This is a genomic window from Methylobacterium haplocladii (assembly GCF_007992175.1).
GTDB classification, from domain to species: domain Bacteria; phylum Pseudomonadota; class Alphaproteobacteria; order Rhizobiales; family Beijerinckiaceae; genus Methylobacterium; species Methylobacterium haplocladii.
This window is the reverse complement of the sequence record NZ_BJZT01000037.1, coordinates 1-22,894: the sequence shown is the minus strand read 5'-3', so window position 1 is coordinate 22,894 and position 22,894 is coordinate 1. Positions and strand designations below refer to the sequence as shown.

Here is a 22,894-nt window from a genome sequence, read left to right as displayed (position 1 = left end):
GAGGAGATATCAACTGCCGAGACAGCCCTTCTCGGCTTCGGCAATTGAGCCGGGCTTGTCCTCGTGGCCGCCGGGGCGCTGGCGTCCCCAGGCATCGTCGGCACGGGCTTTGAGGTAGACGTAGAGGTCGTCGACGTAGCAGGCTACATTCTTGTTGCCGCCGAAGGCCGGCATGACCTTGTTCTCGGACGCATTCACGTCCTGCTTGCCGCCCATCACCGTCTCTTGAAACTTGTCGTAGGTCAGTGTCTTCAGCGATTCGGCGAGGGCGGGCGCATAGGTCGAGCCGGCACCGTCGGGGCCGTGGCAGGTGTGGCACTCGGCGTGATAGCGCCGGTAGCCCGAATAGGTCAGCCAATCGACCTTCTTGCCCTCGTCGGAGATGTTGTAGGTCGGATGGCCGTCGGCATCGAGATACTTGCCGTCTTCCGTCTTGGCCGGCTTTTTCGGCTCCGCATGGGCCGCGTTCATCGCCAGCCCCGACGCCGCCGCGAAGGCTGCAAGCAGAGCGAGCTTCCGTAATTTTTGGGGCTGTCCGTGTCTCAAGGCGTTCTCCCTGTTCTGGCGATCAGCGTCCGAGAGACGGCATCGATTCCGATCGCCGTGGCAGGGCCTGTCGCTTCATGGCCGTGGCGTTCGGCCGCACGGGGGAAACTCTGAGGTCCGCATAAGGATGCAGCGCAAACTCGAATTCGAGAAATTCTAGTCTGTTTGTCCGGTATGATACAGTCTAATTCTCTGCTTTATATTGCGGTGCAACTTTAGAGTTTCCGTTCGGCGCAACATTCGATCCCCTCGGAAATTTTGCAGTGCAGCTTTTGCTTCAGGCGGTGATCAGCCGTTCGATGTCGGCGCTGCGCTACGATCGATTGCAGGCTTCGATGTCGTGCTCGACGCGGTTTTGGGGCCGGCCGGCGCCGGCCGCTTGCGGTCGAGCAATCAGCGCCCCGGCGAGGTCTGCTGGCGCTTCAGGAAATCCTGCATCTGCGCAATCTCGACGTCCTGCGCCTTGACGATCTTTTCGGCGAGCCTGCGGATCTCCGGGTTCTGCGAATGCGCCAGCGCGACCTTCGCCATGGCGACGGCGCCCCGGTGATGCGGGATCATTCCGCGGACGAAGTCGAGGTCGACGTCGTTCGAATAGCGAATGGCCATATCCTTGTGCATCTGCGCATCGGCCTCGCGAAACGCCTTGGTCGCCGGCGTGTCGGTGGTCTTGGCCTCCGGCATGGCATGGTCGTGGTGGTGGCCGCCCTCCGCGAGGGCGACCGCCGCGGTGAGGGCTGACGCGAGGACGAAAGCTGTCAGGACGGAGGCTTTGTGCATGCGGGTTCTCGTCGCGTGAGGTGGGATCAGTAGGCTTCGCGCAGGGCGCCGGCCGGCTGCGGCTCCGTCTTCAGCCCGGCGAAGGCGCGGCGGCCGAAGCGCAGGACCAAGACAGGGGTGAGCACGGCATCGAGCAGCGTCGCGCTCACCAGGCCGCCGAAGATGGTGACGGCCACCGGGTGGAGGATTTCCTTGCCCGGCGCGGTGCCGTCGACGAGGAGCGGCACCAGCGCGATTCCGGCCGAGAGGGCCGTCATCAGCACCGGCGTCATCCGCTCGAGGCTCGCCCGCACGACGAGGGCAGGTCCGAGCGCGATCCCCTCGCGGGCCGCGAGATTCAGCATGTGGCTGATCTTGAGGATGCCGTTGCGGGCGACGATCCCGGTGAGCGTGACGAAGCCGATCATCGACGCCACCGAGACCGGCAGCCCTGCAATCCACAATGCCGCCACGCTGCCGATCATGGCCGCCGGCACGTTCGCGATGATGATCAGGGTCAGTGCGACGGAGCGGTAGCGGCCGTGCAGCAGGGCGAAGACCAGGGCCAGTGAAACGAGCGAGAGGAGAAAAATGGTCCGCGCGGCTTCGCCCTGCGCCTGATACGTCCCCTCGAGGGTCGCGCTGACGCCCTGCGGAAGCCGAGCGCCGTCGAGCACACCGCGGATGCCGGCGACGATGGCGGTCATGTCGGTGCGGCCGTCGGAATTGGCCTGGATGACGATGCGCCGCCGTCCATTCTCGCGAAGAATCTGGTTCGGCCCGTCGGTCTCGCGGATGTCGGCGATCTCGCGGGCCGGCACCCAGCCGGACGGCGTCTCGACCAGGAGGTCGCCGAGCGCCTGGGGCGTGCGCCGGGCTTCGGGCAACCGCAGCGTCACGTCGAAGCGGCGCGGGCCGTCGGCGATGGTCGAGACCGTGCGGCCGTTGGCGAGCCGGCTGATCGCCTCGACGACGCTGGAGGGCGAGACGCCGTAGAGAGCGGCGCGGGTGTGATCGACGCGGATGTCGAGTTGCGGGATCAGGACCTGCCGCTCCACCTGCAGGTCGTGCAGCCCCGGAACCTCTTTGGCGATGCGTTCGCGCAAGGCTTCGGCGCTGCTGCGCAGGGTATCGAGATCGTCGCCGAACAGCTTGAGCGCGAGCTCGGCCCGGACGCCCGAGAGCATGTGGTCGAGCCGGTGCGAGATCGGTTGTCCGATATTCACGGAGACCGGCAGGACCGCCAGCCTATCGCGCAGGTCCGTCACCACGGCCTCGCGGGCGCGGCCGCCCGGGCTCATCCGCACCTCGAGATCGGAGGAGTGGACACCCTCGGCATGCTCGTCGAGCTCGGCCCGGCCGGTCCGGCGGCCCACCGCACGCACCTCGGGCACGTCGAGCAGCAGGCGTTCGGCGATCGCCCCGACACGGGCGCTCTCGGCGAGCGAGATCCCCGGCCGGAAGGTGAGGTTGATCGTGAACGAGCCCTCGTTGAAGGCCGGCAGGAACGCCCGCGGCAACCGGCTCGCGCCGATCCCTGCGGCCGCCACGGCGAGCACGGTTGCCACGATCAACAGGCGCTGATGCGCGAGCGTCCCCCGGAGCAGCACCGCGTAGCTGGCCTTGAGCCCGCGCACGAGCCGCGGTTCGTGGTTGGCGAGGCTCTTCATTCTCGGCAGCAAATAAGACGCCAGCACCGGCGTCAGCGTCACCGAGACCAGAAGGCTCGACAGGATCGCGACGATGTAGGCTTGCCCCAGCGGCGCGAACAGCCGGCCCTCGATGCCCGACAGCGCGAAGAGCGGCACGAAAACCAGCACGATGATCGCCGTGGCGTAGACGATGCCCGAGCGCACTTCGCTCGATGCCGCCACCACCACATCGAAGACCGAGCGCGGCGAGCCGGCGGCCCGGTTCTCGCGGAGTCTGCGATGGATGTTCTCGACGTCGACCACCGCGTCGTCGACGAGTTCGCCGATGGCGATGGCGAGGCCGCCGAGCGTCATCGTGTTGATCGACAACCCGCAGCCCTTGAAGACCAGGGCGGTGGCGAGGATCGAGACCGGGATCGCGGTCAGCGAGATCAGCGTCGTGCGCGCGTTCATCAGGAAGGCGAACAGCACCAGCGCGACCACGGCGACGGCCTCCAGCAGCACCCGCTCGACGTTGCCGAGCGAGGTCTCGATGAAGTCGGCCTGCCGGAACAGGATCTTCTGGGCGTTGATGCCGGCGGGCAGGCTCGGGCCGATCTCCTTCAGCGCCGCCTCGACACTCTCGGTGAGGCGCACCGTGTCCACGCCCGGCTGCTTCTCGACGGAGAGGATCACAGAGGGTTTGCCCATGTAGCCGGCGTCACCCCGACGGGGTTTGGCCGCGTAGGCCACCTCGGCGACCTGGCGAAGATGCACCCGGCCCTCGACCGCCGGATTGCCGGTGCCAGGCAGGTCGGCCGCCTGGGTAGCGCCCTGCGCGCCGGTCGGGATCACGACGTTGCGCAGATCGTCGAGGCTGAGCGTGCGGCCGACGTTGCGGATCAGGATCTCGCGGGCGCTGCTGTCGGCGAAGCCGCCGCCGGCATTGGTGCCGAAGCCGGCGAGTGCGTTGGCGAGGCCCTGATTGGTCACGCCGAGCAAGCGCATCGCGGCCGGGTTCGGGTTAACCCGGAACTGGCGGACCTCGCCGCCGATCGGGATCACCTGCGCGACGCCGGGGATCGAGAGCAGACGCGGCCGCAGGGTGAAGTCGGCGGTTTCGCGTAGCGCCATTGGCGTCGCCGTCTCGCCGGTCAGGGCGACAAGCAGGATGCCGCCCATGATCGAGGCCACCGGCCCCATGGTCGGCTCGACGCCCGCCGGCAGTTCGCTGCGCACGAGAGCGAGCTTTTCGGCGACGAATTGGCGATCGCGAAACAGGTCGGTCTCCCAGTCGAACTCCACCGTGACGATGGAAAGCCCCACGCCGGAGACCGAGCGCACGCGGCTGACGCCGGGCAGACCGTTCATCCGGGTCTCGATGGGATAGGTGACGAGTTGCTCGACCTCCCGCGGCGCATAGCCGTCCGCCTCCGTCATCACCGTGACGGTGGGCCGGTTCAGGTCGGGCAGAACGTCGACAGGCAGCAGCGTGAGCGCGAAGCCGCCGCCGAGAACGACGGCGGCGCAGAGGGCGAGGACGAGGACGCGGTTCAGCAGAGCGGCGCGGACGAGGAAGGCGAACATCAGGGTTTGCTTCCGCACTTGCACGCTAAAGCGTTGGCGTCTGACGATCGATGCAAAGCCATCGTCACCGCACCTGATCCAGCAGCTCGGCGCCCTGCGTCACGATCCGCCGGCCCGCCGGCACGCCCGCCGCCAGCAGCACCCGCTCGGCATCCAACGGCTCGATTTTCACCGGGCGCGGCGCGAAGCGCTCGGCCGAGACGTGCTCGTAGACGACCGCGCCGCCCTCGGAGCGGATCACGCTGGCGCGGGGCAGCGCGAGTCCGTTGGCCGTGGTGCCGGTCGGCGCGAGCACGGTGACGAACTGGCCCAGCCGCACGCCCTCGCCGTCTCCCGTGATCGCGAACTGCACCGGCACCGCCTGGGCGCGGTCGGCAAGGCCGGCTCCGCGATAGGCGAGGGTCAGGGTTCGGCCGTCGGGCAGCCGTCCGGTCGCTTCGGCGCCGGGCTCCAGGGCCTCGAAGCTCAAGGCCTCGACGTAAAGTTTACCGGGATCGACGATACGAAAGACCATGGTGCCGGGCGCGGCCATCTGGCCGGCGGTCGCCGCACGTTCGGCCACCACCCCGTCGACCGGGGCGGTCAGATCCTCGGGTTGACGGCGGAGGGTGTCGAGAGCGCTGCGGCGATCCTTGAGGCCCGAGAGTTCGGCCCGGGCATCGTCCAGCGCCGTCTGCGCGATGGCGCCGCTCGGCGCGAGCTTTTCATAGCGGGCCACACGACGGGCGACGATGGCGATCTGCTGGTCGAGATCGCCTTGCGTCTGCCGCATGTCGGAGGCGTCCACGGCCTGGACGGGCGGTGTTACGGTGGCAAGCACGTCGCCCCGGCGCACCCGCGCCCCCAGGTTCGGAAAGCCGCCCGGCGGCGGCGACAGGCGTCCGCCCACCGAGGATTGCACGACCCCGCTGGCGTTCGGATCGGCGATCACCCGGCCCGGCAGCTCGATGGTCCGGCGATGGCCGGCCTCGCTCGTCACGCCGGTGCGGACGGCGAGCAGGTGCTGCGTCGCCTTCGGCACGAAGACGATGCCGTCGGGCAGCCGGCGGGCCTGCTCGAAGATCGTGGCGACGGGATCGAGCACCGCGGAGCCGCTCACGTCTGACGTTGCGTGATCGTGGCCGTCACCGGCCATGGCCGCGCCGCCGATCAGCAGGGTCAACGCCACGGCGAAAACGGCCAGAGCCGGGAACGCACGCCGGGAGCCCATCAGCGCGATCGTCGCGAGGCCGAGCAGGAAGCCGGCCGCCCCCGCACCGACGAGGCCCTGGTGTCCGAGATGGTCTCGGATTTCGGCGAGAAGGGCGGAGGTTTCGGATTTGGCGGGGGCCGCAGCCGGATCCGACGGAGGCGGCGGCAGATCGAGATCGAGCGTCAGCGTTTCCTCGACGCCGTCCGCCTTCACCGTGACGGCGAGGTCGTGATGGCCGCCGGCTGCGAGCCAGGGTGCGGCGAGGCGATAGCTGCCATCGCCCTGTGCCGTTGCCTCGACGAAGCCCTCGGGCGTCTCGACGTCGATATCGGCTCCGGTTACAGGCGCGTTGCTGGCGAAGGCGTCGAGATAGAGCACGAGCTCGCGTCCGCGCGGGATCGCGACGAGCTCGAAGGCAGGGGACGCAGCTTCGGCCCGAGGCCCGACATGGGAGGGGACGGGCGCCTCGGCGGCGCCGTCGTGCCCCTCATGGGCCAGCGCCGGATAGACTCCGAAAACGGCCAGCGCCCAGAGCGCTGCCGCAACAAATCGAAACATGACGGAAGACCTTCACCGGAGGGAGGCCGCCGGCGGCGCGCAAGCGCGGCCCTGGCGGCGAGGCTCAGGCGAAGGGTCTGGGGGGCTCGGGGAGCGCCTCGAGCACGATTCCGTCCGGGCTCGCATGCTCGCGCGACAGCGAGCGGGCCGATGCCATCGGCGGAAGGGCTGCGTCCACGCCCTCGCAGGCGAGGCCGGTCGCACAGCAGCACGAGCCGTGATGACCGCCGGTGGTGCAGCAGGGGCCGACGCAATCAATCCTGGATTCGGCCTGAACCGTTACCTTGGGGTCGCGCGCATGGTGGCTGGACGCAGCATCTGCGGCCTGCGTGGCGACGGCGTGAGAACGACCGTCATGCGCCTGCGCCGAGGACGGCGTCAGCGAGACCGCGATCGTTGCGACCGCCAGCGCCAGCAGCAGCGCGATGTGTCGGACCATCACCATTATGGCGTATGCGTAGCACGATCCTCTCCGGCAAGACAGCTCCTGCCTGCGACAGGCTTAGGCTCGATGAAGTCTGCGCAGATCGGGCGAATTCGGTAGCGATAGCCGGGATAAAACGGTAACTCGATGACGGGATCAGAACAGCTTACGCCAAACGGCGAGCGGACGGAGAGCGCGCGTGGTTCGGTTTCGCAGTGAGCGGCGTGATCCTCGCCGTTCTTCCCGCCCGGTGGGGTCTTCGAGCTGCGTTGACTTGATCCGCAATCCCACTCTCGCCTTAAGCCTGACGTGCCGTGCCGTAGCGGCGGCCTCGATGGGGCCTCCAGCACCTGTCGCGATCGCGGGCGGACCCTTCGAGGCCCGGCGGCGCGGGGACTTCAGGATGAGGGTGGCGGTGGGGAAGAGAACATTTCCGCTCGTTCCTCCGATGGTGCGCTCGTGAAGACACGTCGCAACACCGCCGCTTGGTGGATCGCGGGCCTGCTGCTCGTCCTGGCTCTCGTGGTTCTGCCGTGGCCTATCCCGCAAGGCCCTATAGCTCCAAAGCCAACGAGCTCGATCGCGCCGGCAAGATCCGAAGCACCGCATCTTCCCGCGATGCGGACTTCCGTCGAGGGCGGCCGCGTGGTCGTGAAACTCACCGACGCGGAGCGTGAGCGTATGGGTGTCGAGACGGCACGGCTCGTGCCGAAGGCGCATTTCACCGAGATCCAGGCCTATGGCAGTGTGCTCGACATCGCGCGCATCACCGATCTGACGAACGCCTATGCCAGCGCCAAGGCGGCGTTGCAGACGGCGCAGGCGCGGGCCGAGGTTTCGCGCAGCGCCTATGCGCGAGCCAAGAGTCTCGGCCAATACGCGACGCAGGTTCAGGTCGAGACCTCGGAGGGTACGTTTCGCACCGACGAGGCGGCGCTCGCCGCCGCGCAATCGCAGCTGCGCACGCTGGCGGCGACGGCCCAGCAGGAATGGGGCGGGGTGCTCGGCAAGGCGATCGTCGAGCGGGCGCCGGCGGTGACCCGGTTGATCGAGCGCGCCGACTTTCTGGTGCAGGTGACTCTGCCGCCGGGCGAGACGCTGAAGGGGCAGCCGGGGGCCGCCTTCGCCGAGGTGCCGCCGCAGAGCGAGCGCGTGGCGCTCCGCTTCGTCTCTGCCGCGACCCGCACGGACCAGCGCATCCAGGGCCTCAGTTTCTTCTATACCGTGGCCGGCGACAGCGGCCTTTTGCCCGGCATGAGCACGCTCGCCTTCCTCACCTCCGACAAGGTCGCCAACGGCGTCGCCGTGCCCGAGAGCGCGGTGGTCCACTGGCAGGGCGGCGCCTGGATCTACAGGGCCGTCGGCGACGATAGCTTCGCGCGTCATGCTCTCCGGTCCGACGCGCCGATGGCCGACGATGCCTACGTCGTGGCCGACCTGACCGCCGAGACCGAGGTCGTCGTGACCGGGCCGCAGGCCGTACTCTCCGAAGAGGTGAGGGCACAGGGGCAGTCCGGCACCGCCGACGACGACGATTGAGCGCGAGCCCGGTGACCCGTGAATCCTCCGGCCCGCAGGCCGCCCTCGTCGCCTTCGCCGTGCGCCGGCCCGGCATCGTCCTGGCGCTGGCGATGGCGCTGGCCGTCTACGGCATCCTCGGCCTCGGACAGGCCAAGTACGACGTGTTTCCGGAATTCGCGCCGCCGACGGTGACGGTGCAGACCGAGGCGCCCGGGCTCAACCCGGAACAGGTCGAGGTGCTGGTGACGCAGGCCGTGGAGGTGGCGCTGAGCGGCCTGCCGGGGCTCGCAACCATGCGCTCGAACTCGATCCAGGGCGTCTCGGTGATCGTCGTGACCTTCGGGACGGGCAGCGACATCTACCGGGTGCGCCAGCTGGTGACGGAGCGTCTCGCGACCCTGGCAGGCCGCCTGCCGCAGGGCGTGCTGCCGCCGGCGATGACGGCGCTGACTTCCTCCACCAGTTCGGTTCTCCTCGTCGGCCTGACTTCGGACACCCGCTCGCTGATCGAGTTGCGCACCGTTGCCGACTGGCGCGTGCGCCTTCGGCTGCTCGCGGCCCCGGGCGTCGGCGAGGTTCTGGTCTATGGCGGCGAGGTACGCTCGTTCCAGGTTCAGGTCCGGCCGAAGGACCTGATCCGCTTCCGCATCGGCCTCAACGACGTGCTGGTGGCGGCGCGCAAGGCCACCGGCGTGCGCGGCGCCGGCTTCGTCGACACCGCGAACCAGCGCATCGCGCTCCAGACGGAGGGTCAGTCGCTGACGCCGGAGGAAGTAGCGCGGACGGTGCTCGTCAACGAGGGCGGAGCCAGCGTGGTCCTCGGCGACGTCGCCGACGTCGTCACGGCGCCCGAGCCGGCGATCAGCGCCGCCTCGATCGACGGCAAGCCCGGCGTACTTCTCATGGTCGGCGCGCAATACGGCGCCAACACCCTCGACGTCACCGAAAAGGTCGAGACGGCACTGGCCGAGCTGCGCCCGGCTCTGGAGCGCGACGGCATCACCCTCCGGGCCGACCTTTTCCGGCCCGCGAACTTCGTTTCGGTCGCCAACGCCAACGTGTTGCAGGCGCTGGCGCTCGGCGGCGTGCTCGTGGTGATCGTCCTGTTCGTCTTCCTGCTGGATTGGCGCACGGCGCTGATCAGCGCGGTGGCGATCCCGCTCTCGCTGATCAGCGCCGTGCTGGTGCTGGCGATTCTCGGTGAGAGCCTCAACACAATGACGCTTGGCGGCCTCGCCATTGCCATCGGCGAGGTCGTCGACGACGCGGTGATCGGCGTCGAGAACGTGGTGCGGCGGCTGCGCGAGAACCGCCGTGCCGGCTCGACGTCGAGCGAATCGCGCATCATCTTCGACGCGATCCTCGAGGTCCGCGTCTCGGTCGCCTACGCGACCTTCGCCGTACTGCTCGTGTTCCTGCCGGTGCTGGCGCTGACCGGCGTCCCCGGCCGGCTCTTCGGCCCCCTGGCCATCGCCTACATCCTCGCGGTGCTGGCTTCGCTCGCGACCGCGCTGACGGTGACGCCCGCTCTGTCGCAGTTGCTGCTCGCCGGCCGAAAGAACCTGCCGACCCGCGATCCGCCGGTGATGCGCGGCGCCCGCGCCGTCTACACACGCTGCCTCGCGCGGATCGAACACCGGCCGAAGCTGGTCCTCTCTCTCGCCCTCCTGATCACGCTGGCCGGCGCGGCGGCGGCCCCGTTCTACGGCGGCGCCTTCCTGCCCGATCTCAAGGAGGGGCACCTGATCCTGCACATGACCTCGGCGCCGGGGACCTCGCTTCAGGAATCGCTGCGCCTCGGCGGGCATCTCGCGGCGGAGCTGAAGGCGATCCCCGGCGTGCGCGCCGTCGCCCAGCAGACCGGGCGGGCGGAGGCCGGCTACGACGTCGGCGGACCGCAGGACAGCGAGATCCACATCGATCTCGCGAGCGGCCTCGACGGCGCCGCCCAGGATCGCGCCCAGGCCGGCATCCGCGCGCTGATGGCCGCAACGCCCGGTGCGAGCTTTTCCCTGAAAACCTTCCTGACCGAGCGGATCGAGGAGACGGTGTCGGGCTTCACCGCGCCCGTCGTCGTCCAGGTCTACGGCTCGGACCTCGACCGGATCGAGGCGGCCGCCCGCGATGTCGCCCGCGAGCTCGCCGAGGTGCGCGGCGCAGCCGATGTTCAGCAGAAGTCGCCCGCCGGCCTGCCGCAGATCAACGTCGGCTTGCGCCCGAACGACCTGCGCCACTGGGGTCTCGACGCGATCGAAGTCCTGGAGATCGTGCGCACGGCTTACCAAGGCGACACGGTGGGTCAGGCCTACGAGGGCAACGCCGTCTTCAACGTCATCGTCATCCTCGAACGCGCAGCCCGCGCGAAGCTCGCCACTGTCGGCGACCTGCCGCTGCGCACGCCGAGCGGCAGCTATATTCGCCTCGCCCAAGTCGCCGACGTCTACGAAACCTCGGGACGCTATGCCGTCCAGCATGCCGGCGCCCAGCGCGTGCGCACGGTGACCGCCAACGTCGAGGGCCGCGATGTCGCCTCCTTCGTCGTTGCCGCCAAGCGCAAGATCGCCCGCTCCGTGAAGCTGCCACCCGGAATCTATGTCGGGTTCGAAGGCGCCGCTGCCGCGCAGGCGAAGGCCCGGCAGGATCTGCTGCTGTATTCGGGGCTCGCTGGCCTCGGCATCCTGTTGCTGCTGGCCGTCGTTACGGGATCATTCCGCAATCTCGCGATCGTTCTCGTCAACATGCCCTTCGCCTTCGTCGGCGGCGTGTTGGCGGTAGGACTGACCGGTGCTGTCGTTTCGCTCGGCTCGATCGTGGGATTCGTCACGCTGTTCGGCATCAGTCTGCGCAACACCATCATGATGATTTCCCATTACGAGCATCTGGTGCGCGTCGAGCGCCGGCGTTGGGGGCTCGCGACGGCAATCGAGGGTGCGGCGGATCGCCTCGTGCCGATCCTGATGACCTCCCTCGTGACCGGTCTCGGACTGCTTCCGTTGGCCTTGGGGGCCGGCGAGCCGGGCCGCGAGATCGAAGGCCCCATGGCTATCGTCATCCTGGGGGGGCTGGCGACTTCCACGATCCTGAACCTGCTTATCGTGCCGACGCTCGCCCTGCGTTACGGCCGCTTCGCAACCGCGCGCGACACCTGATCTCGCGACATCTGCTCGACGGGAGCTTTGCGGAGGCAGTGCCGATCACATCGAGTTGATCGGCAGAGCCATCGCCTTCCGTGTGTTTCTCGACATATCTGTTTGTTTGCAGTGCTCGAACCATACAATTTTACGTCGTTTGCGCCCCGCGTAGGCTGTGCTCGAATTCGTCCATCGTAATGTCGGTGGACTTTGCATGATCTCTTCGGATCGTCTCTTGATTTTCAGAACCATTTGTATGATCTTGGTCGCGAGGGGCACTCATTCGGACCGTGAAAATGGCAGAAGAACAACAGACAATGAACACAGACTTCGTCACCCTCGCAGGTGACATCGTGTCCGCCTACGTATCGAAGAATTCTCTGCCAGCCGCCGACCTTCCGGCCCTGATCGGCAGCGTCCACACGGCTCTCGTCGGCCTGTCGGGCAGCGTCGAGGCCGCACCGGTCGCCGAGAGCATCGAGAAGCCGTCCTCAGGCCAGGTGCGTAAATCGATCACGCCCGATGCGATCATCAGCTTCATCGACGGCAAGTCGTACAAGACCATGAAGCGCCATCTCGGTACGCATGGTCTCGACCCGCATTCCTATCGCCAGCGCTACGGCCTGCCGAGCGACTATCCGATGGTCGCCCCCAATTACGCCGCGCAGCGCTCGGCACTCGCCAAGTCGATCGGCCTCGGCCGTCCGGGCGGCCGTCTTCCCGAGGAAGTCGTCGAAGAGCCCAAGGCCCGCGGCCGCCGCAAGGTCGCCTGACGCGTTGAAGACGCGTTCGTCGTCCGCGAGGGTGGCACGACACTATAGAGCCGTATCCGATCCGATCGGGTGCGGCTTTTTCTTTGGTTCGACTGATCGATAAATAAATAACGCCACCGTCGTCATTGCGAGCGAAGCGAAGCGATCCAGGGCCAATTCCCTGACGCTCCTGCAATGACCCTGGGTGGCTTCGCTCCGCTCGCAATGACGGAGTGGAATAGCGCCTCAAAACTCCGCGTGCAGCCGCGTCCCGAAAAAATCTGCCGGGCCGCGGTCGCGGTTATAGGCCGGGTTTTCCACGTGCTGGTAGTCGAAGGACATCGTCACCGACTTGGTCAGGCTCATCGCGTAATACGCTTCGACCGCCCGCTCCGGTGAATAGTTGAGCTGCCCGTCGCCGATCAGCAAACCGAAGCCGCCGGCCGCGAAGAACGCCCGGTGCGAGGGCGAGAGCTCGTTCATCGAGGTGCCGATGCCGACCGTGTCGGCCGGCCGGCCCCAGGCGGTGCCCTTGAGCGAGATGCCGCCTGAGTAAGAGCGGTCGATATCCGTAAAGGACAAGTTTTCGTTGCGACCGTCCCCGGCGCTCGCGCGGGCGAACACGCCGAGATCGCTCGTCACCGCCTGTTCGAGATTGACGTAAAATCCGGTCTTCCGCCGGGGTGCGCGGGTTGCGGCCGCCGCGTCGTTGACGTCGACGAACAGGCCCGCCTGGGTCAGCCCGACGACCTGCCGATAGTTCGCGGTATTGCCGACGTTCGAGAACAGGCCGAGCCTGACTTTGCCGGGCTGTTCCAGCCACGGCAGCGTGTGGCGTTCCTCGAACTCCGCCGTGAGGCCCTGCCGGTCGAGCACCCGCGGGTCGAGCACGTCGCTGGAGGGTTGCTTCGGCACCTGCGTATAGGCGGCGCGCACGGCGAACTCGGCCCTGTTGTACTCGACCATCAGACCTTGCGTGTAACCGGGCAGATTGGCCGGGAAATCCCAGGCCGCCGAGCCCCACAGGCCCCAGTTCATGAAGTCGAGACGCGGGTCGTGGGCATAGGCGTTGCCGTCGAAGTAATCACCCATCGCGAACTTGCCGGCGATCACCGTGATACGCTCGACGTCCCGCGTGCCGGCGATGGAGTTCGGGCCGTCTGGCACCTGTTCGGTCTCGCCGCCGAGCCCGAACGTCTGCTTGATGAAGTAGCGGTTCGAGCGAAGTTTCGGGAAGGGCGCTCCGGCCTTCTGCGCCTCGCCGTTGACGAAGCCGGCGACGCCGAGCGTCCGGGACAGGCCGAAACCCTGGCTGAATTCCGGGTTGTAGTAGAGTTCGGTGCCCTCCCAGAGCTTGAAGCCAATGAAGGCCGTCGCCGTCGTGGTCGCCTGCGCTTGCTGCGGCACGAGGCTCTGGTCGCCCCGATAGGGCGAGCGGAAGCCGGTGACGCCCTGGTTGATGAAGGTGGTCTGGCCGTGCAGCGAGAACCGGCTCGGCTCGCTCGGCGCCTCGTCCTCGCTCTCCGGCGGAAGCTTCAGGCCCTCGGGGTGCCAGTACAGCCGCAGCATCATCTCGTTCGAGACGAAGGCGCTGCGTGTCGTGACCGGGCCGCCGTTCACCCCCGGCAACACGCCGAGATCGAACCGGCCGCTCTGGCCGAAGTCCACGTAGCGATAGTCGAGCCCGAGCGAGAAATCCGGTGTGATCGCGAATTGGACGCCCGCGCCCAGCGTGAAGCCGAGATACGACACGTTCCGGCGGGCGCCGGCGACGCCCCCGGTTGCCGGATCCGGGTAGGTTGCGAGCACGCGCCCGTTGCTGCCGGCGAGACCGAAGCTCGCATAGACGAGGTTCCGGTCGAAGGCGTAGCCGAACCGCGCGCGGCCCGTGCCGATCACGTCGGTCTTTTCGCGGATCAGGGCGAAGGCCGGGTCGAGCGCTTCGTACCCGAAGCCCGGCGCGGTGGAGGAGGCCGGCCGCTTGAGGTTCGCGCCGACGAGATCGGCTTCGATTCCGTAGACGAAGGCGCCGCTCTGCCAGTTCCAGCCGCCGAACGCGCCGCCGACGGCCGAGGTCGCATCGCGGTTCAGGTTGTTCCGGCCGGTGGCGTCGCCGGTTTCGAAGGCCCCGACACGGCGCCCACCGACGGTCGATGGCCCGAACTCGTAATTGGCGAAGGACGCGCCGGCGCTCCCCTGCAGGCCGAGATAGCCGCCGGACCAATCGACGAAGCCGGGCACAGGCGAGGGCCCCGCCAGATCGGCAGCGTGGGCTCCATCCGCGATCAGGCCGGCGGCGGCGATCATCCAGGCCGCGCGGGGCCATGCCCGGCGGAGGCGACACGCCTCGATCCGTCCGCTGACCCGTCCCACCGACACGCACTCCCATCATCGCCGTCAGCGAGGTATAGCCAATGCTATAATCTCGGCAATCGCTGGGGAGTGAGTCTCCACAGCCGTTGCTCCTACGCCACATGGCGATCAAGCAGGGCTGTCCGACAGGATGATGACAGATGCGCGGACGTCCGCACGAGCGAAGCGCCCCGATCACGAGAAGGGCGCGCCGGAACCGGCGCGCCCTCGTTCGTTCAGCGTAGCGTCGTCGAAGGAAGCCTGGGCGATCAGTCTTCGGGTTCGGCTTGCGGCGCAGCCTTCACGGCCGGCTTGGCGGCCGCCTTGGGGTCGGTTGCCGTCATCGCGGCCTGCTGGTTCACGTCGGGTACGCGGTTCCAGGTCTGCGAGCCGCACAGCACCTTGAGCAGGCAACCCGAAATGTTCAGCTCGGACGCGCTCTCGCGCTCCAGGCTGACCGAGTACATCTTGCCTTCCTCGGCGTTGTAGATTTCGCCCGAGAACTTCGCCTCTTCCGGCTGGAGGTTGTCGAGCAGCGTCAGGCCGATCACCGGGCGGTTGCGCTTCTTCGGGTCGGGATTCTTGAGATCGGTACGAGGACCGCCGCCGGGGGCGGTCGGCGTCTTCAGCCACACAACCTTGCCGCAGATGTTCGAAGCGCTCGGGCCGCAGCGGTCGATGCGGACCTTGGCGCGCCCGTCCTCCGTCAGCCAGGTGCCGGTCGGGTCCTTCGGCGCGGCGAAGGCCGCGGAGGCGGCGCCGAGCGCTGCGAGGACGAGGGCGGATCGAAGGGCGATGCGCATGGGCGGTCTCCGTGTGCCTGCCAGGGGAAGCTGTGCTGCAGGGCCGAACCCCGCGTCGTTCACCGATCAGAGCGTCGCAATGGGGCGAATTTCCGGCACTGTTGCGCTGAAGCCATGACGGTGGCCCGTCACGGCTTGGTTGAGACCGCCGTTGCCCCCCGCTATAAGCCCGGCGCGACGGCCGTTTTCGGCCTCACCGACCTCTCATAAAAAGTCCGTACCGATCATGGCCACCGAGCGCACCTTCTCCATCCTCAAGCCCGACGCGACGAAGCGGAACCTCACCGGCGCGGTCAACGCCGTGATCGAGAAGGCGGGCCTGCGCATCGTCGGCCAGCGCCGCATTCAGATGAGCAAGGCGCAGGCCGAAAAGTTCTACGAGGTCCACAACGCGCGTCCGTTCTTCGGCGAGCTCGTCGAGTTCATGACCTCCGGCCCTGTCGTCGTGCAGGTGCTCGAGGGCGAGAACGCCATCGCCAAGTACCGCGAAGTCATGGGCGCCACGAATCCGGCTCAGGCCGCCGAGGGCACCATCCGCAAGACGTTCTCGGAGTCGGTCGGCGAGAACACGGTGCACGGTTCCGACAGCGCCGAGAACGCCAAGCTCGAGATCGCTCAGTTCTTCCAGGACGCCGATATCGCCGGCTGAGTCTTTGTCTGAAGAGGCCTCCGAGACCGACGTCTCGGGGGCCATCCACCGTCTGGCGGCGACACGTTGAAGTCGCATTCCCGCCACGGTGTGGCCTCGCTGCCCTAGCGGCGCACAGGTCGGCGAGACGAGAAGGATTCCGTTGACGAATCTCTCTCGCGGACAAGATCCATGCGCCTCGTTTCCTCGCGCGCCAGCAAGCTTCTCGCGGCGGCCGCCCTCGCTTCCCTGCTCGCCGCCTGTCAGTCCGGCCGCACGCAGGTCGCCTCGCTCGAAGGCTACACGCCCGACCCGGCGCTGAAGACTGCCTCCAAGAGCAACCTCAAGGGCCGTGTCAGCCACGCCTGCGTCGTCACCCAGGCCCGCTTCCAGAAGGTTGCCGAAGCGTCCGTCGAGCAGCCCTGCGGCTGCTACGCCGACCGCACCCTCAGCAGCCTCGACGGCGGCGAGATCCAGTCCTACCGCGCCACCGGCTACTTCAACGACAGCGCCAAGGCGAAGGCCCTGAACGCGCTCGACAGCTGCAAGCTGCCGCGCCCGGCTTGAACCATTGCGGGGCTCTGTCCCCGCGCCCCGCCGAAGGGCTGGGCCCTTCGGGATCGCGCTACAGCGAGTGCAGGGTGCCTTCGGTGCCCTGCCCGGCGGCGAACGCCACACGGCCGCCTTCCAGCGGCGCTCGGCCCGACGCGACGAGGGCGAGCGCCTTCGGATAAAGCCGGTGCTCCTGCGCGATCACGCGGTCCGCGAGGCTGTCCGGATCGTCCCCGGCCATGACCGGTACGGCCGCCTGCGCGATGATCGGCCCGGCATCGAGCTCGGGCACCACGTAATGCACCGTGCAGCCGTGCAGCCGTACACCCGCCTGGAGCGCCTGCTCGTGCGTATGCGTGCCGCGAAACAGCGGCAGCAGCGATGGGTGGATGTTGATCATCCGCCCGGCCCAGGCCTCGACGAACCCGGCGGAAAAGATCCGCATGAAGCCGGCGAGGCAGACGAGCTCGGTCCCGGCCTCGCGCAAGGCCGCATCGAGCGCCACATCGAAGGTTTCGCGATCCCGAAAAGCCTTGTGGTCGATCGCCTGCGTCGGGATCCCGGCCTCGCCAGCCCGCGTGAGACCCGCCGCATCCGGACGATTCGAGAGCACCAGCACGATCTCGGCCGGATAATCCGGGGCCTTCGCCGCCTCGATCACCGACGCCATGTTCGAGCCGCGCCCCGAAATCAGGATCGCGACGCGTTTTCGCTTCGGAGCGCTCACGACGCCAGCGAACCCGTAAACGTCACCGGCTCCGCTCCACGCTCCGTGATCTGCCCGAGCCGCACCGGCGTCTCGCCGGCCTGGGTAAGGGCGCTCGCCACGGCGTCCACGGCGTCGGCGGCGACCACCACCACCATGCCGATGCCGCAGTTGAAGGTTCGCAGCATTTCGGCCTCCGCGACCCCGCCCTCCCTGGCGAGCCAGCCGAAGACCGGCGGTACCGCGATGGCGGAGAGGTCGATCTCGATGCCGACGCCGTCCGGCAGGACACGGGGCAGATTGTCGGGAAAGCCGCCGCCGGTGATGTGGGCGAGCGCGCGCACGCCGCCGGCGCGCTTCATCGCGGCGAGCAGGGCCTTCACGTAGATCCGCGTCGGCTCCAGCAGCGCCTCGCCGAGCGTCCGACCCGGCGCGAAGGGCGCGGGCGCGTCCCACGCCAAGCCGCTCCGCTCGACGATCCGGCGGACCAGCGAGAACCCGTTCGAATGCACACCCGAGGAAGCGAGGCCGAGCACCGCGTCGCCGGGCTCGATGCCCGGCCGCGGCAACAGCGTGCCGCGTTCGGCGGCGCCGACCGCAAAGCCCGCGAGATCGTAATCCTCGTTGGCGTAGAGGCCGGGCATCTCGGCGGTCTCGCCGCCGATCAAAGCGCAGCCCGCTTGCCGGCAGCCCTCGGCGATGCCGCGGACGATGTCGGCCCCGACGCCGGGCACCAGCTTGCCGGCGGCGTAGTAGTCGAGGAAGAACAGCGGCTCCGCGCCCTGCACGACGATGTCGTTCACACACATGGCGACGAGATCGATGCCGATCGTGTCGTGCCGTCCGGTCTCGATGGCGATCTTCACCTTCGTGCCGACGCCGTCATTGGCCGCCACTAGGATCGGGTCCTTGAAGCCGGCGGCCTTCAGGTCGAACAGGCCGCCGAAGCCGCCGATCTCGGCATCCGCACCCGGCCGGCGCGTGGCGCGCACCAGCGGCTTGATCGATTCGACCAGAGCGTTGCCGGAGTCGATATCGACGCCGGCCTGCGCGTAGGTCAGCCCGTCTTGATCTGCGGCCGTCATAGGCACTCCGTCCTCGTGTTGCGGCCTCTTTAGCCGATTTTCGCGAAGGTCCACCCCATCCCGGACGCAACCGCCGAGATCGCTGTCGACAACACGCGCAGGACCGGCGTCCGTTTCGGCTGCCGCGGAGCGCGGCGTCGCGCCATGGAGCATCGCATCGCCCGGGGCGAGGGCCTCGCTGCGACCGACGTCTTGGCGGAAGCTGCCGCCGCACGGATGTTTTCGCGACTTTACAGCAGGAAGTGCCTCCGGTGATTGGCCATGGCGCGCCGCGGCGTGCTACATCCGACGACGTCGCCGGTGCCGGGTTCCGCTGCTCGGCGCCACTTCTTCCCGACGCAATCCCCATCTTCGTGGAGAGCGAAATTCGGCGTGCGCCGCGTCGCGCCGACGGATGGGCACCGGACGAGTACCGAAAGACAGCGATGACGACCACCACCACCGACGACCCGACCGCGAAGAACCGTGCCGAGGATCGCGCTGAGCGCGCCGAGCGCATGGCACGCGACGGAGCCCAGGCCATGGCCGATCACAAGGCTGCGACCAAGGCCGTCGACGATCGCACCGTCCGCCTGCGCGCGATGCGCCTCGCCAAAGAGCAGGAAGAGGCCGAGGCGGCTGCTCAGGCGCCCAAACCCGCGCCGGCCAAGGCGAAGCGCAAGCGCGTCGTGAAAGGCTGAACGCGCCCCCTCGGGCCCGTTGGCATTGCGGCGAAGGTTCAAATCCTTCGCCAGCAGATCGGTGACGTCGCTCGATACGGCGCAAGTTCTACCAGGTCGATGCTTGGTAGACCGACCGAAAATCTGCCGTACAGCCCTCCGCTTTGATCAATAGCGCCGATTTTACGTCGCATTTACCGATGCGAGTAAATCGCAAATTCATCTTGTCGCTTAAATCGCCTTTCATTCGTCTGGGCCAGATTGGTTGCATAAGCGGGGCCGAGCACAACGGCGCACCGGCAGAACAGACCAAGTGAGGCGTCAGATGAAGTCCCAGGCCGCGAGGATCGTCGAGTCCGACACCGCTCCCGAAGCCGCTCCGGCGGCTGGGTCCTACCTGGAGGCCCTGCATCTCGTGGAGCGGCTGCACCGCCGTTTGCTCGACGTGATCAAGGACGAGTTCGAGCGCCGCGGCCGCGAGGACGTCAACAGCGTCCAGGCCCTGTTGCTCTACAACATCGGCGACAAGGAGCTCACAGCCAGCGAGCTGCGCTCGAAGGGCTACTATCTCGGCTCGAACGTCTCCTACAACGTCAAGAAACTGGTCGAGGCGGGCTTCCTGCACCATGCTCGTTCCAAGCTCGACCGCCGCTCGGTGCGGATCAGCCTGACCAACAAGGGCCATGAGGTCCACGAGATCATCCGCGGCCTCTACGAGAAGCACGCCCGCACGATCCAGCCGATCGGCGGCATCTCGATCGACGATTTCGGCCGCCTCAACCAGGCTCTCGGCCGTCTCGAGCGCTTCTGGACCGACCAGATCCGCTACAAGCTCTGAGGCCGCAGAGGCTACGGGGCTCTCGCCTGACCGGTCGTGCTGTGCTCAAAGGGCGGCGCATTTCCCGACCGGACAAGGCTCCATGATCCGCCGCCTCTACGAGTGGATACTCGCGCTCGCCGCCAAGCCCTCGGCACCCTGGGCGCTGGCTGCGGTGGCCTTTGCGGAGAGTTCGTTCTTCCCCGTGCCGCCGGACGCCATGCTGGTGCCGATGGCGGTGAGTCGGCCCGAGAAGGTTTGGTTCTACGCGACCATCGCGACGATAGCCTCCGTGCTCGGCGGCATCCTTGGCTATGCCATCGGCGCGCTGCTGTTCGATTCCGTCGGCCAGTGGCTGTTCAATCTCTACGGCCTCGCGGACAAGGCCGAGACCTTTCAGGCCTCCTACGCCAAGTACGGGCATTGGGTGATCCTGCTGAAGGGGCTCACGCCGATCCCCTACAAGCTCGTCACCATCACCTCGGGCTTCGCCCATTACGACCTGTTCTGGTTCGTGGTTCTGTCGGTGATCACCCGCGGAGCCCGCTTCTTCATCCTGGCCGGCCTGCTTGGGCGCTACGGCGTCTCGATCCGCGCCGTGCTCGACCGGCACCTCAACGTCGCCGTGGCCCTGTTCGCAGCGGTGGTGATCCTCGGCTTCGTCGCCTTCAAGGCGATGCTCTGATGCGCCTCGGCAGCCTGCGCCAGCTCCGCATCGCGGCGCTTGTCGTGCTGCTCGGCGCGGCCTCGACGGTAGGCGGAGCGCTCTTCTTCGAGCACGTACTCGGTTACGTGCCGTGCAAACTCTGCCTGACCGAGCGCGTGCCCTACTACCTCACCATCCTGTTGGCTCCCCTCGCCGTCGTGATGCCTGGCCGCGGCGCGCGACTGGTCCTCGGCCTGATCGCCCTGGTGCTGCTCTACGGCGCCGGTCTCGGCGCCTATCATGCCGGCGCCGAATGGGGCTTCTGGCCCGGCCCGAACGATTGCGGCGGCGGCTCGGGCGCCGGCCCCGCCGACGTCGGCGATTTCCTGAAGGATCTCGCCGTCAAGCAGACCGTCGACTGCACCAAGGCCGCTTGGCGTCTTCTCGGTGTTTCCTTGGCCGGGTGGAACGCCCTCATCGCCCTAGTGGTCGGGGTGTTCGCCGGCATGGCAGCCCTACGCAGCCGATGAATGACCGGGCGCGAAGCCGCAGGTTCGCATCGGCGATGCTGTCCTCATCGATCTCGGAAACGTCCGAAAAACGACCGCGTGCCGCAGTGATGGAACGGCCGAAGCTCCTGCTGACTCGCGCTCGCGTCCTTCGTCGGTGATCCGCGTACCGCGCTGGTGAAAACGACCGAGGTACCGGCCCCGCGCCCGATGCTCGAACCGACTGAAGAACGTCGCTTTCACAGAAGCGGAAGTGTGCGGCTCCGTTCGGACCTCAACCAGCACGTTACGACCGCATGACACAAACCCATATGCCGTGTCGGCAGACCATATCGGTTCGGCGACGCTGAGTGTGCTTCGCCCTAAACGCGGATGATCGGTGTGTCTCGATGGAGTCGCAATCGACGTCGCGTTTTGCGCTCCGGCACTACTGGATGATATGCGCGACCTGAAGCGCTTGATCGAACATGGCGTTGAGTGCAGCGGTAATATCGGTCGGAGTATTCGCCGTATAAAAGAAGCCGGATGATGCGCAAGATTTCAGAGGATTCGAGAGTGTTGAGCTGAATCCGTTGACGATGTTGTTTTCCCAAGCAACACCGCCGCCTCGGTCTACGTACTTGATCGGATTGTACGGAATATACAGTATCGAGATGGTCGCGCCCGCATTCTTCAATGACTGGCACAACGATGGGTCCATCGGGGCCGGCTTGGATCCGTCCCACCAAGCGTTGGCATACCCGGCGAACGTGGATGGGTTGCCGGGATAGGCATACTTGCCGCCAGAGGCCGTAAAGTAATACTGACTGTTCTGCATGCCATCCGTCACCAGGAAGACGAATGGCCTGGGAGTGGATGCGCTCGAACCATCGCCAAAGCTTGATATCGTGGTTTTCATCTGCGGTAAGGAAAGCTCGAAATGTGTTCCACCGCTTCCGGTACCTGTAGTCGGATCTCGACCAACCGGAAGCTGGGTAGTTCCCGTATCCAGCAGCGAGGTGAATGCAAGCGGCCATGATGCGCTACACTGCGCTGCCGTACTCACGGTAGACATCGTTCCGGTCAACGCTGCCAGTGTACCCAACTGATTGATAAAAGGATAGATTCCGACGCGATACTGATTTGGCACCGTAGGATTGGCTGCGCGAGTGATCAGGGAACAGACGGCTGAATTCACGGCATCGGAACGCAACTGTATCGTTCCGGCGGCTTTGCTCCAGCCGACAAAACCCGGGAAATGACACGCAAACTGGCAGCCCTGTTGATAATCACTGTACATATCGTTGTTGGCGCTGGCCAGCTGCGTCATGCCGCTATCCGTTGACGGCAGGCCCATCGAGCCTGACACATCCACCATCAAATAAAAATCCAGGTAACTCGAAACATCGGCGGCAGCCGATGCAGTATTTCCCAGATTGATTGTTGATGAATTGAATATCGTTCCGAAATTGTTTTTCACTGTAGCGGTGTATTTCACGACCGACGTAAATGTTTGCTTCGTTCTGGTGACTTGAGGTGTTTGCAGTTGGAACGTTGTGAAGGGTAGATTGCCAGCATTGACTTGAAACACACTGTTAGCTTGGGCGACGCCAGCCGCGATGGCCTTCGTTGTTACGTTGACTTGATTGGGATTGTTAGCAAGATAAGCTTTTGCGGTGACAACAGCCGCAACGGCTGCGGCATCGGCTGCGCGATCCAACTTCGCTTTGTTGCTTGTCGCGACGCCATAGTCGACACCAAGGCCAATGATGCCGATCAACGGTATCAAGCATAGGCCAAATATAACTCCCACGCTCCCTTCAGTGTTTCTTGAAATCGAGATGGTGTGGAGCTTTGAATAGTTTTGCGGATTTAAAACCCAGGACATTTCGAGGCTATTCCATCGTTATTCGTGGTGTCGAAGTTTATAAGTGTCGCGTAGCGAGGCTGGACATAGGCTGTACGGGCAATTTTGATCGCTGGAACGATGCCTGCGCCGAATGTGGGTCTGAACGTAAAGACGACATCGACGACGATGATCGACGGTGATCCGAAAA

The 22,894-nt window shown here is 66.6% G+C and carries 19 protein-coding genes and 1 pseudogene; 9 read left to right on the top strand and 11 right to left on the bottom strand.

From position 1 onward, the window contains the following. Positions 1–9 precede the first annotated feature (9 nt). The 5 genes from MHA02_RS16785 to MHA02_RS16765 form a co-directional block, all read right to left on the bottom strand. Positions 10–471, bottom strand: coding sequence for a c-type cytochrome, methanol metabolism-related (locus tag MHA02_RS16785; protein WP_147080850.1), 462 nt, complete (start codon positions 469–471; stop codon positions 10–12). A 468-nt stretch (positions 472–939) separates the two neighbouring features. After that, the gene (copM, locus tag MHA02_RS16780) at positions 940–1,326 is read right to left on the bottom strand and encodes a CopM family metallochaperone (protein WP_147080730.1); all 387 of its coding nucleotides are present in this window, start codon (positions 1,324–1,326) and stop codon (positions 940–942) included. A gap of 26 nt (positions 1,327–1,352) precedes the next feature. Then, positions 1,353–4,523: an efflux RND transporter permease subunit gene (locus MHA02_RS16775; protein ID WP_147080728.1), complete on the bottom strand. Its 3,171-nt coding sequence runs from the start codon at positions 4,521–4,523 to the stop codon at positions 1,353–1,355. 64 nt (positions 4,524–4,587) lie between these two features. After that, positions 4,588–6,273 carry an efflux RND transporter periplasmic adaptor subunit gene (locus MHA02_RS16770; RefSeq protein ID WP_147080726.1) on the bottom strand — a complete coding sequence of 562 codons (1,686 nt, stop codon included), beginning with the start codon at positions 6,271–6,273 and terminating at the stop codon, positions 4,588–4,590. Positions 6,274–6,337: 64 nt separating this feature from the next. Then, the gene (locus MHA02_RS16765) at positions 6,338–6,712 is read right to left on the bottom strand and encodes a hypothetical protein (protein WP_147080724.1); all 375 of its coding nucleotides are present in this window, start codon (positions 6,710–6,712) and stop codon (positions 6,338–6,340) included. A gap of 507 nt (positions 6,713–7,219) precedes the next feature. Here MHA02_RS16765 and MHA02_RS16760 point away from each other — a divergent pair. The 3 genes from MHA02_RS16760 to MHA02_RS16750 all read left to right on the top strand — a co-directional run bounded on the left by MHA02_RS16760 (position 7,220) and on the right by MHA02_RS16750 (position 12,122). Then, positions 7,220–8,236, top strand: a complete 1,017-nt coding sequence (locus MHA02_RS16760) for an efflux RND transporter periplasmic adaptor subunit (protein ID WP_373318382.1) — start codon at positions 7,220–7,222, stop codon at positions 8,234–8,236. Between the two features lie 11 nt (positions 8,237–8,247). Beyond that, positions 8,248–11,367, top strand: a complete 3,120-nt coding sequence (locus MHA02_RS16755) for an efflux RND transporter permease subunit (protein WP_147080722.1) — start codon at positions 8,248–8,250, stop codon at positions 11,365–11,367. 278 nt (positions 11,368–11,645) lie between these two features. Further along, entirely contained in the window at positions 11,646–12,122 is a 477-nt protein-coding gene (locus tag MHA02_RS16750) for a Ros/MucR family transcriptional regulator (protein WP_147080720.1), read from the top strand. Between the two features lie 225 nt (positions 12,123–12,347). On the opposite strand, the gene MHA02_RS16745 is transcribed toward MHA02_RS16750, so the two are convergent. After that, a complete protein-coding gene (locus MHA02_RS16745) occupies positions 12,348–14,408 on the bottom strand; it encodes a carbohydrate porin (protein ID WP_147080846.1) in 2,061 nt (686 codons plus the stop codon). Positions 14,409–14,722: 314 nt separating this feature from the next. Further along, positions 14,723–15,256, bottom strand: coding sequence for a DUF2147 domain-containing protein (locus MHA02_RS16740; RefSeq protein ID WP_147080718.1), 534 nt, complete (start codon positions 15,254–15,256; stop codon positions 14,723–14,725). A 226-nt stretch (positions 15,257–15,482) separates the two neighbouring features. Between MHA02_RS16740 and ndk the strand changes: the two genes are divergently transcribed. Continuing rightward, positions 15,483–15,905 carry a nucleoside-diphosphate kinase gene (gene ndk / locus MHA02_RS16735; protein WP_147080716.1) on the top strand — a complete coding sequence of 141 codons (423 nt, stop codon included), beginning with the start codon at positions 15,483–15,485 and terminating at the stop codon, positions 15,903–15,905. Positions 15,906–16,076: 171 nt separating this feature from the next. Beyond that, positions 16,077–16,451 (top strand): hypothetical protein, encoded by a 375-nt coding sequence (locus tag MHA02_RS16730; protein WP_147080714.1) that lies wholly within the window; start codon positions 16,077–16,079, stop codon positions 16,449–16,451. A gap of 58 nt (positions 16,452–16,509) precedes the next feature. On the opposite strand, the gene purN is transcribed toward MHA02_RS16730, so the two are convergent. Both purN and purM read right to left on the bottom strand, forming a co-directional pair. Further along, positions 16,510–17,163 carry a phosphoribosylglycinamide formyltransferase gene (gene purN, locus MHA02_RS16725; protein ID WP_147080712.1) on the bottom strand — a complete coding sequence of 218 codons (654 nt, stop codon included), beginning with the start codon at positions 17,161–17,163 and terminating at the stop codon, positions 16,510–16,512. Continuing rightward, the gene (purM, locus tag MHA02_RS16720; protein ID WP_147080710.1) at positions 17,160–18,227 is read right to left on the bottom strand and encodes a phosphoribosylformylglycinamidine cyclo-ligase; all 1,068 of its coding nucleotides are present in this window, start codon (positions 18,225–18,227) and stop codon (positions 17,160–17,162) included. The genes purN and purM overlap by 4 nt, the downstream gene beginning before the upstream one ends. 425 nt (positions 18,228–18,652) lie before the next feature. Between purM and MHA02_RS16715 the strand changes: the two genes are divergently transcribed. The 4 genes from MHA02_RS16715 (at position 18,653) to MHA02_RS16700 (ending at position 20,879) form a co-directional block, all read left to right on the top strand. Beyond that, entirely contained in the window at positions 18,653–18,907 is a 255-nt protein-coding gene (locus MHA02_RS16715; protein ID WP_147080707.1) for a hypothetical protein, read from the top strand. Positions 18,908–19,211: 304 nt separating this feature from the next. Then, positions 19,212–19,724, top strand: a complete 513-nt coding sequence (gene ldtR / locus MHA02_RS16710; RefSeq protein ID WP_147080705.1) for a transcriptional regulator LdtR — start codon at positions 19,212–19,214, stop codon at positions 19,722–19,724. Between the two features lie 82 nt (positions 19,725–19,806). Then, positions 19,807–20,388, top strand: coding sequence for a YqaA family protein (locus MHA02_RS16705; RefSeq protein WP_147080703.1), 582 nt, complete (start codon positions 19,807–19,809; stop codon positions 20,386–20,388). Beyond that, positions 20,388–20,879 (top strand): disulfide bond formation protein B, encoded by a 492-nt coding sequence (locus tag MHA02_RS16700; protein ID WP_147080701.1) that lies wholly within the window; start codon positions 20,388–20,390, stop codon positions 20,877–20,879. Before MHA02_RS16705 ends, MHA02_RS16700 begins: the two co-directional genes overlap by 1 nt. Before the next feature lie 406 nt (positions 20,880–21,285). Here MHA02_RS16700 and MHA02_RS16695 read toward each other — a convergent pair whose 3' ends face one another. Further along, positions 21,286–22,725: a TadE/TadG family type IV pilus assembly protein gene (locus tag MHA02_RS16695; protein WP_147080699.1), complete on the bottom strand. Its 1,440-nt coding sequence runs from the start codon at positions 22,723–22,725 to the stop codon at positions 21,286–21,288. Continuing rightward, positions 22,710–22,894: pseudogene (locus tag MHA02_RS22460) on the bottom strand (TadE/TadG family type IV pilus assembly protein); the annotation flags it as partial. The gene MHA02_RS16695 and the pseudogene MHA02_RS22460, both read right to left, overlap by 16 nt.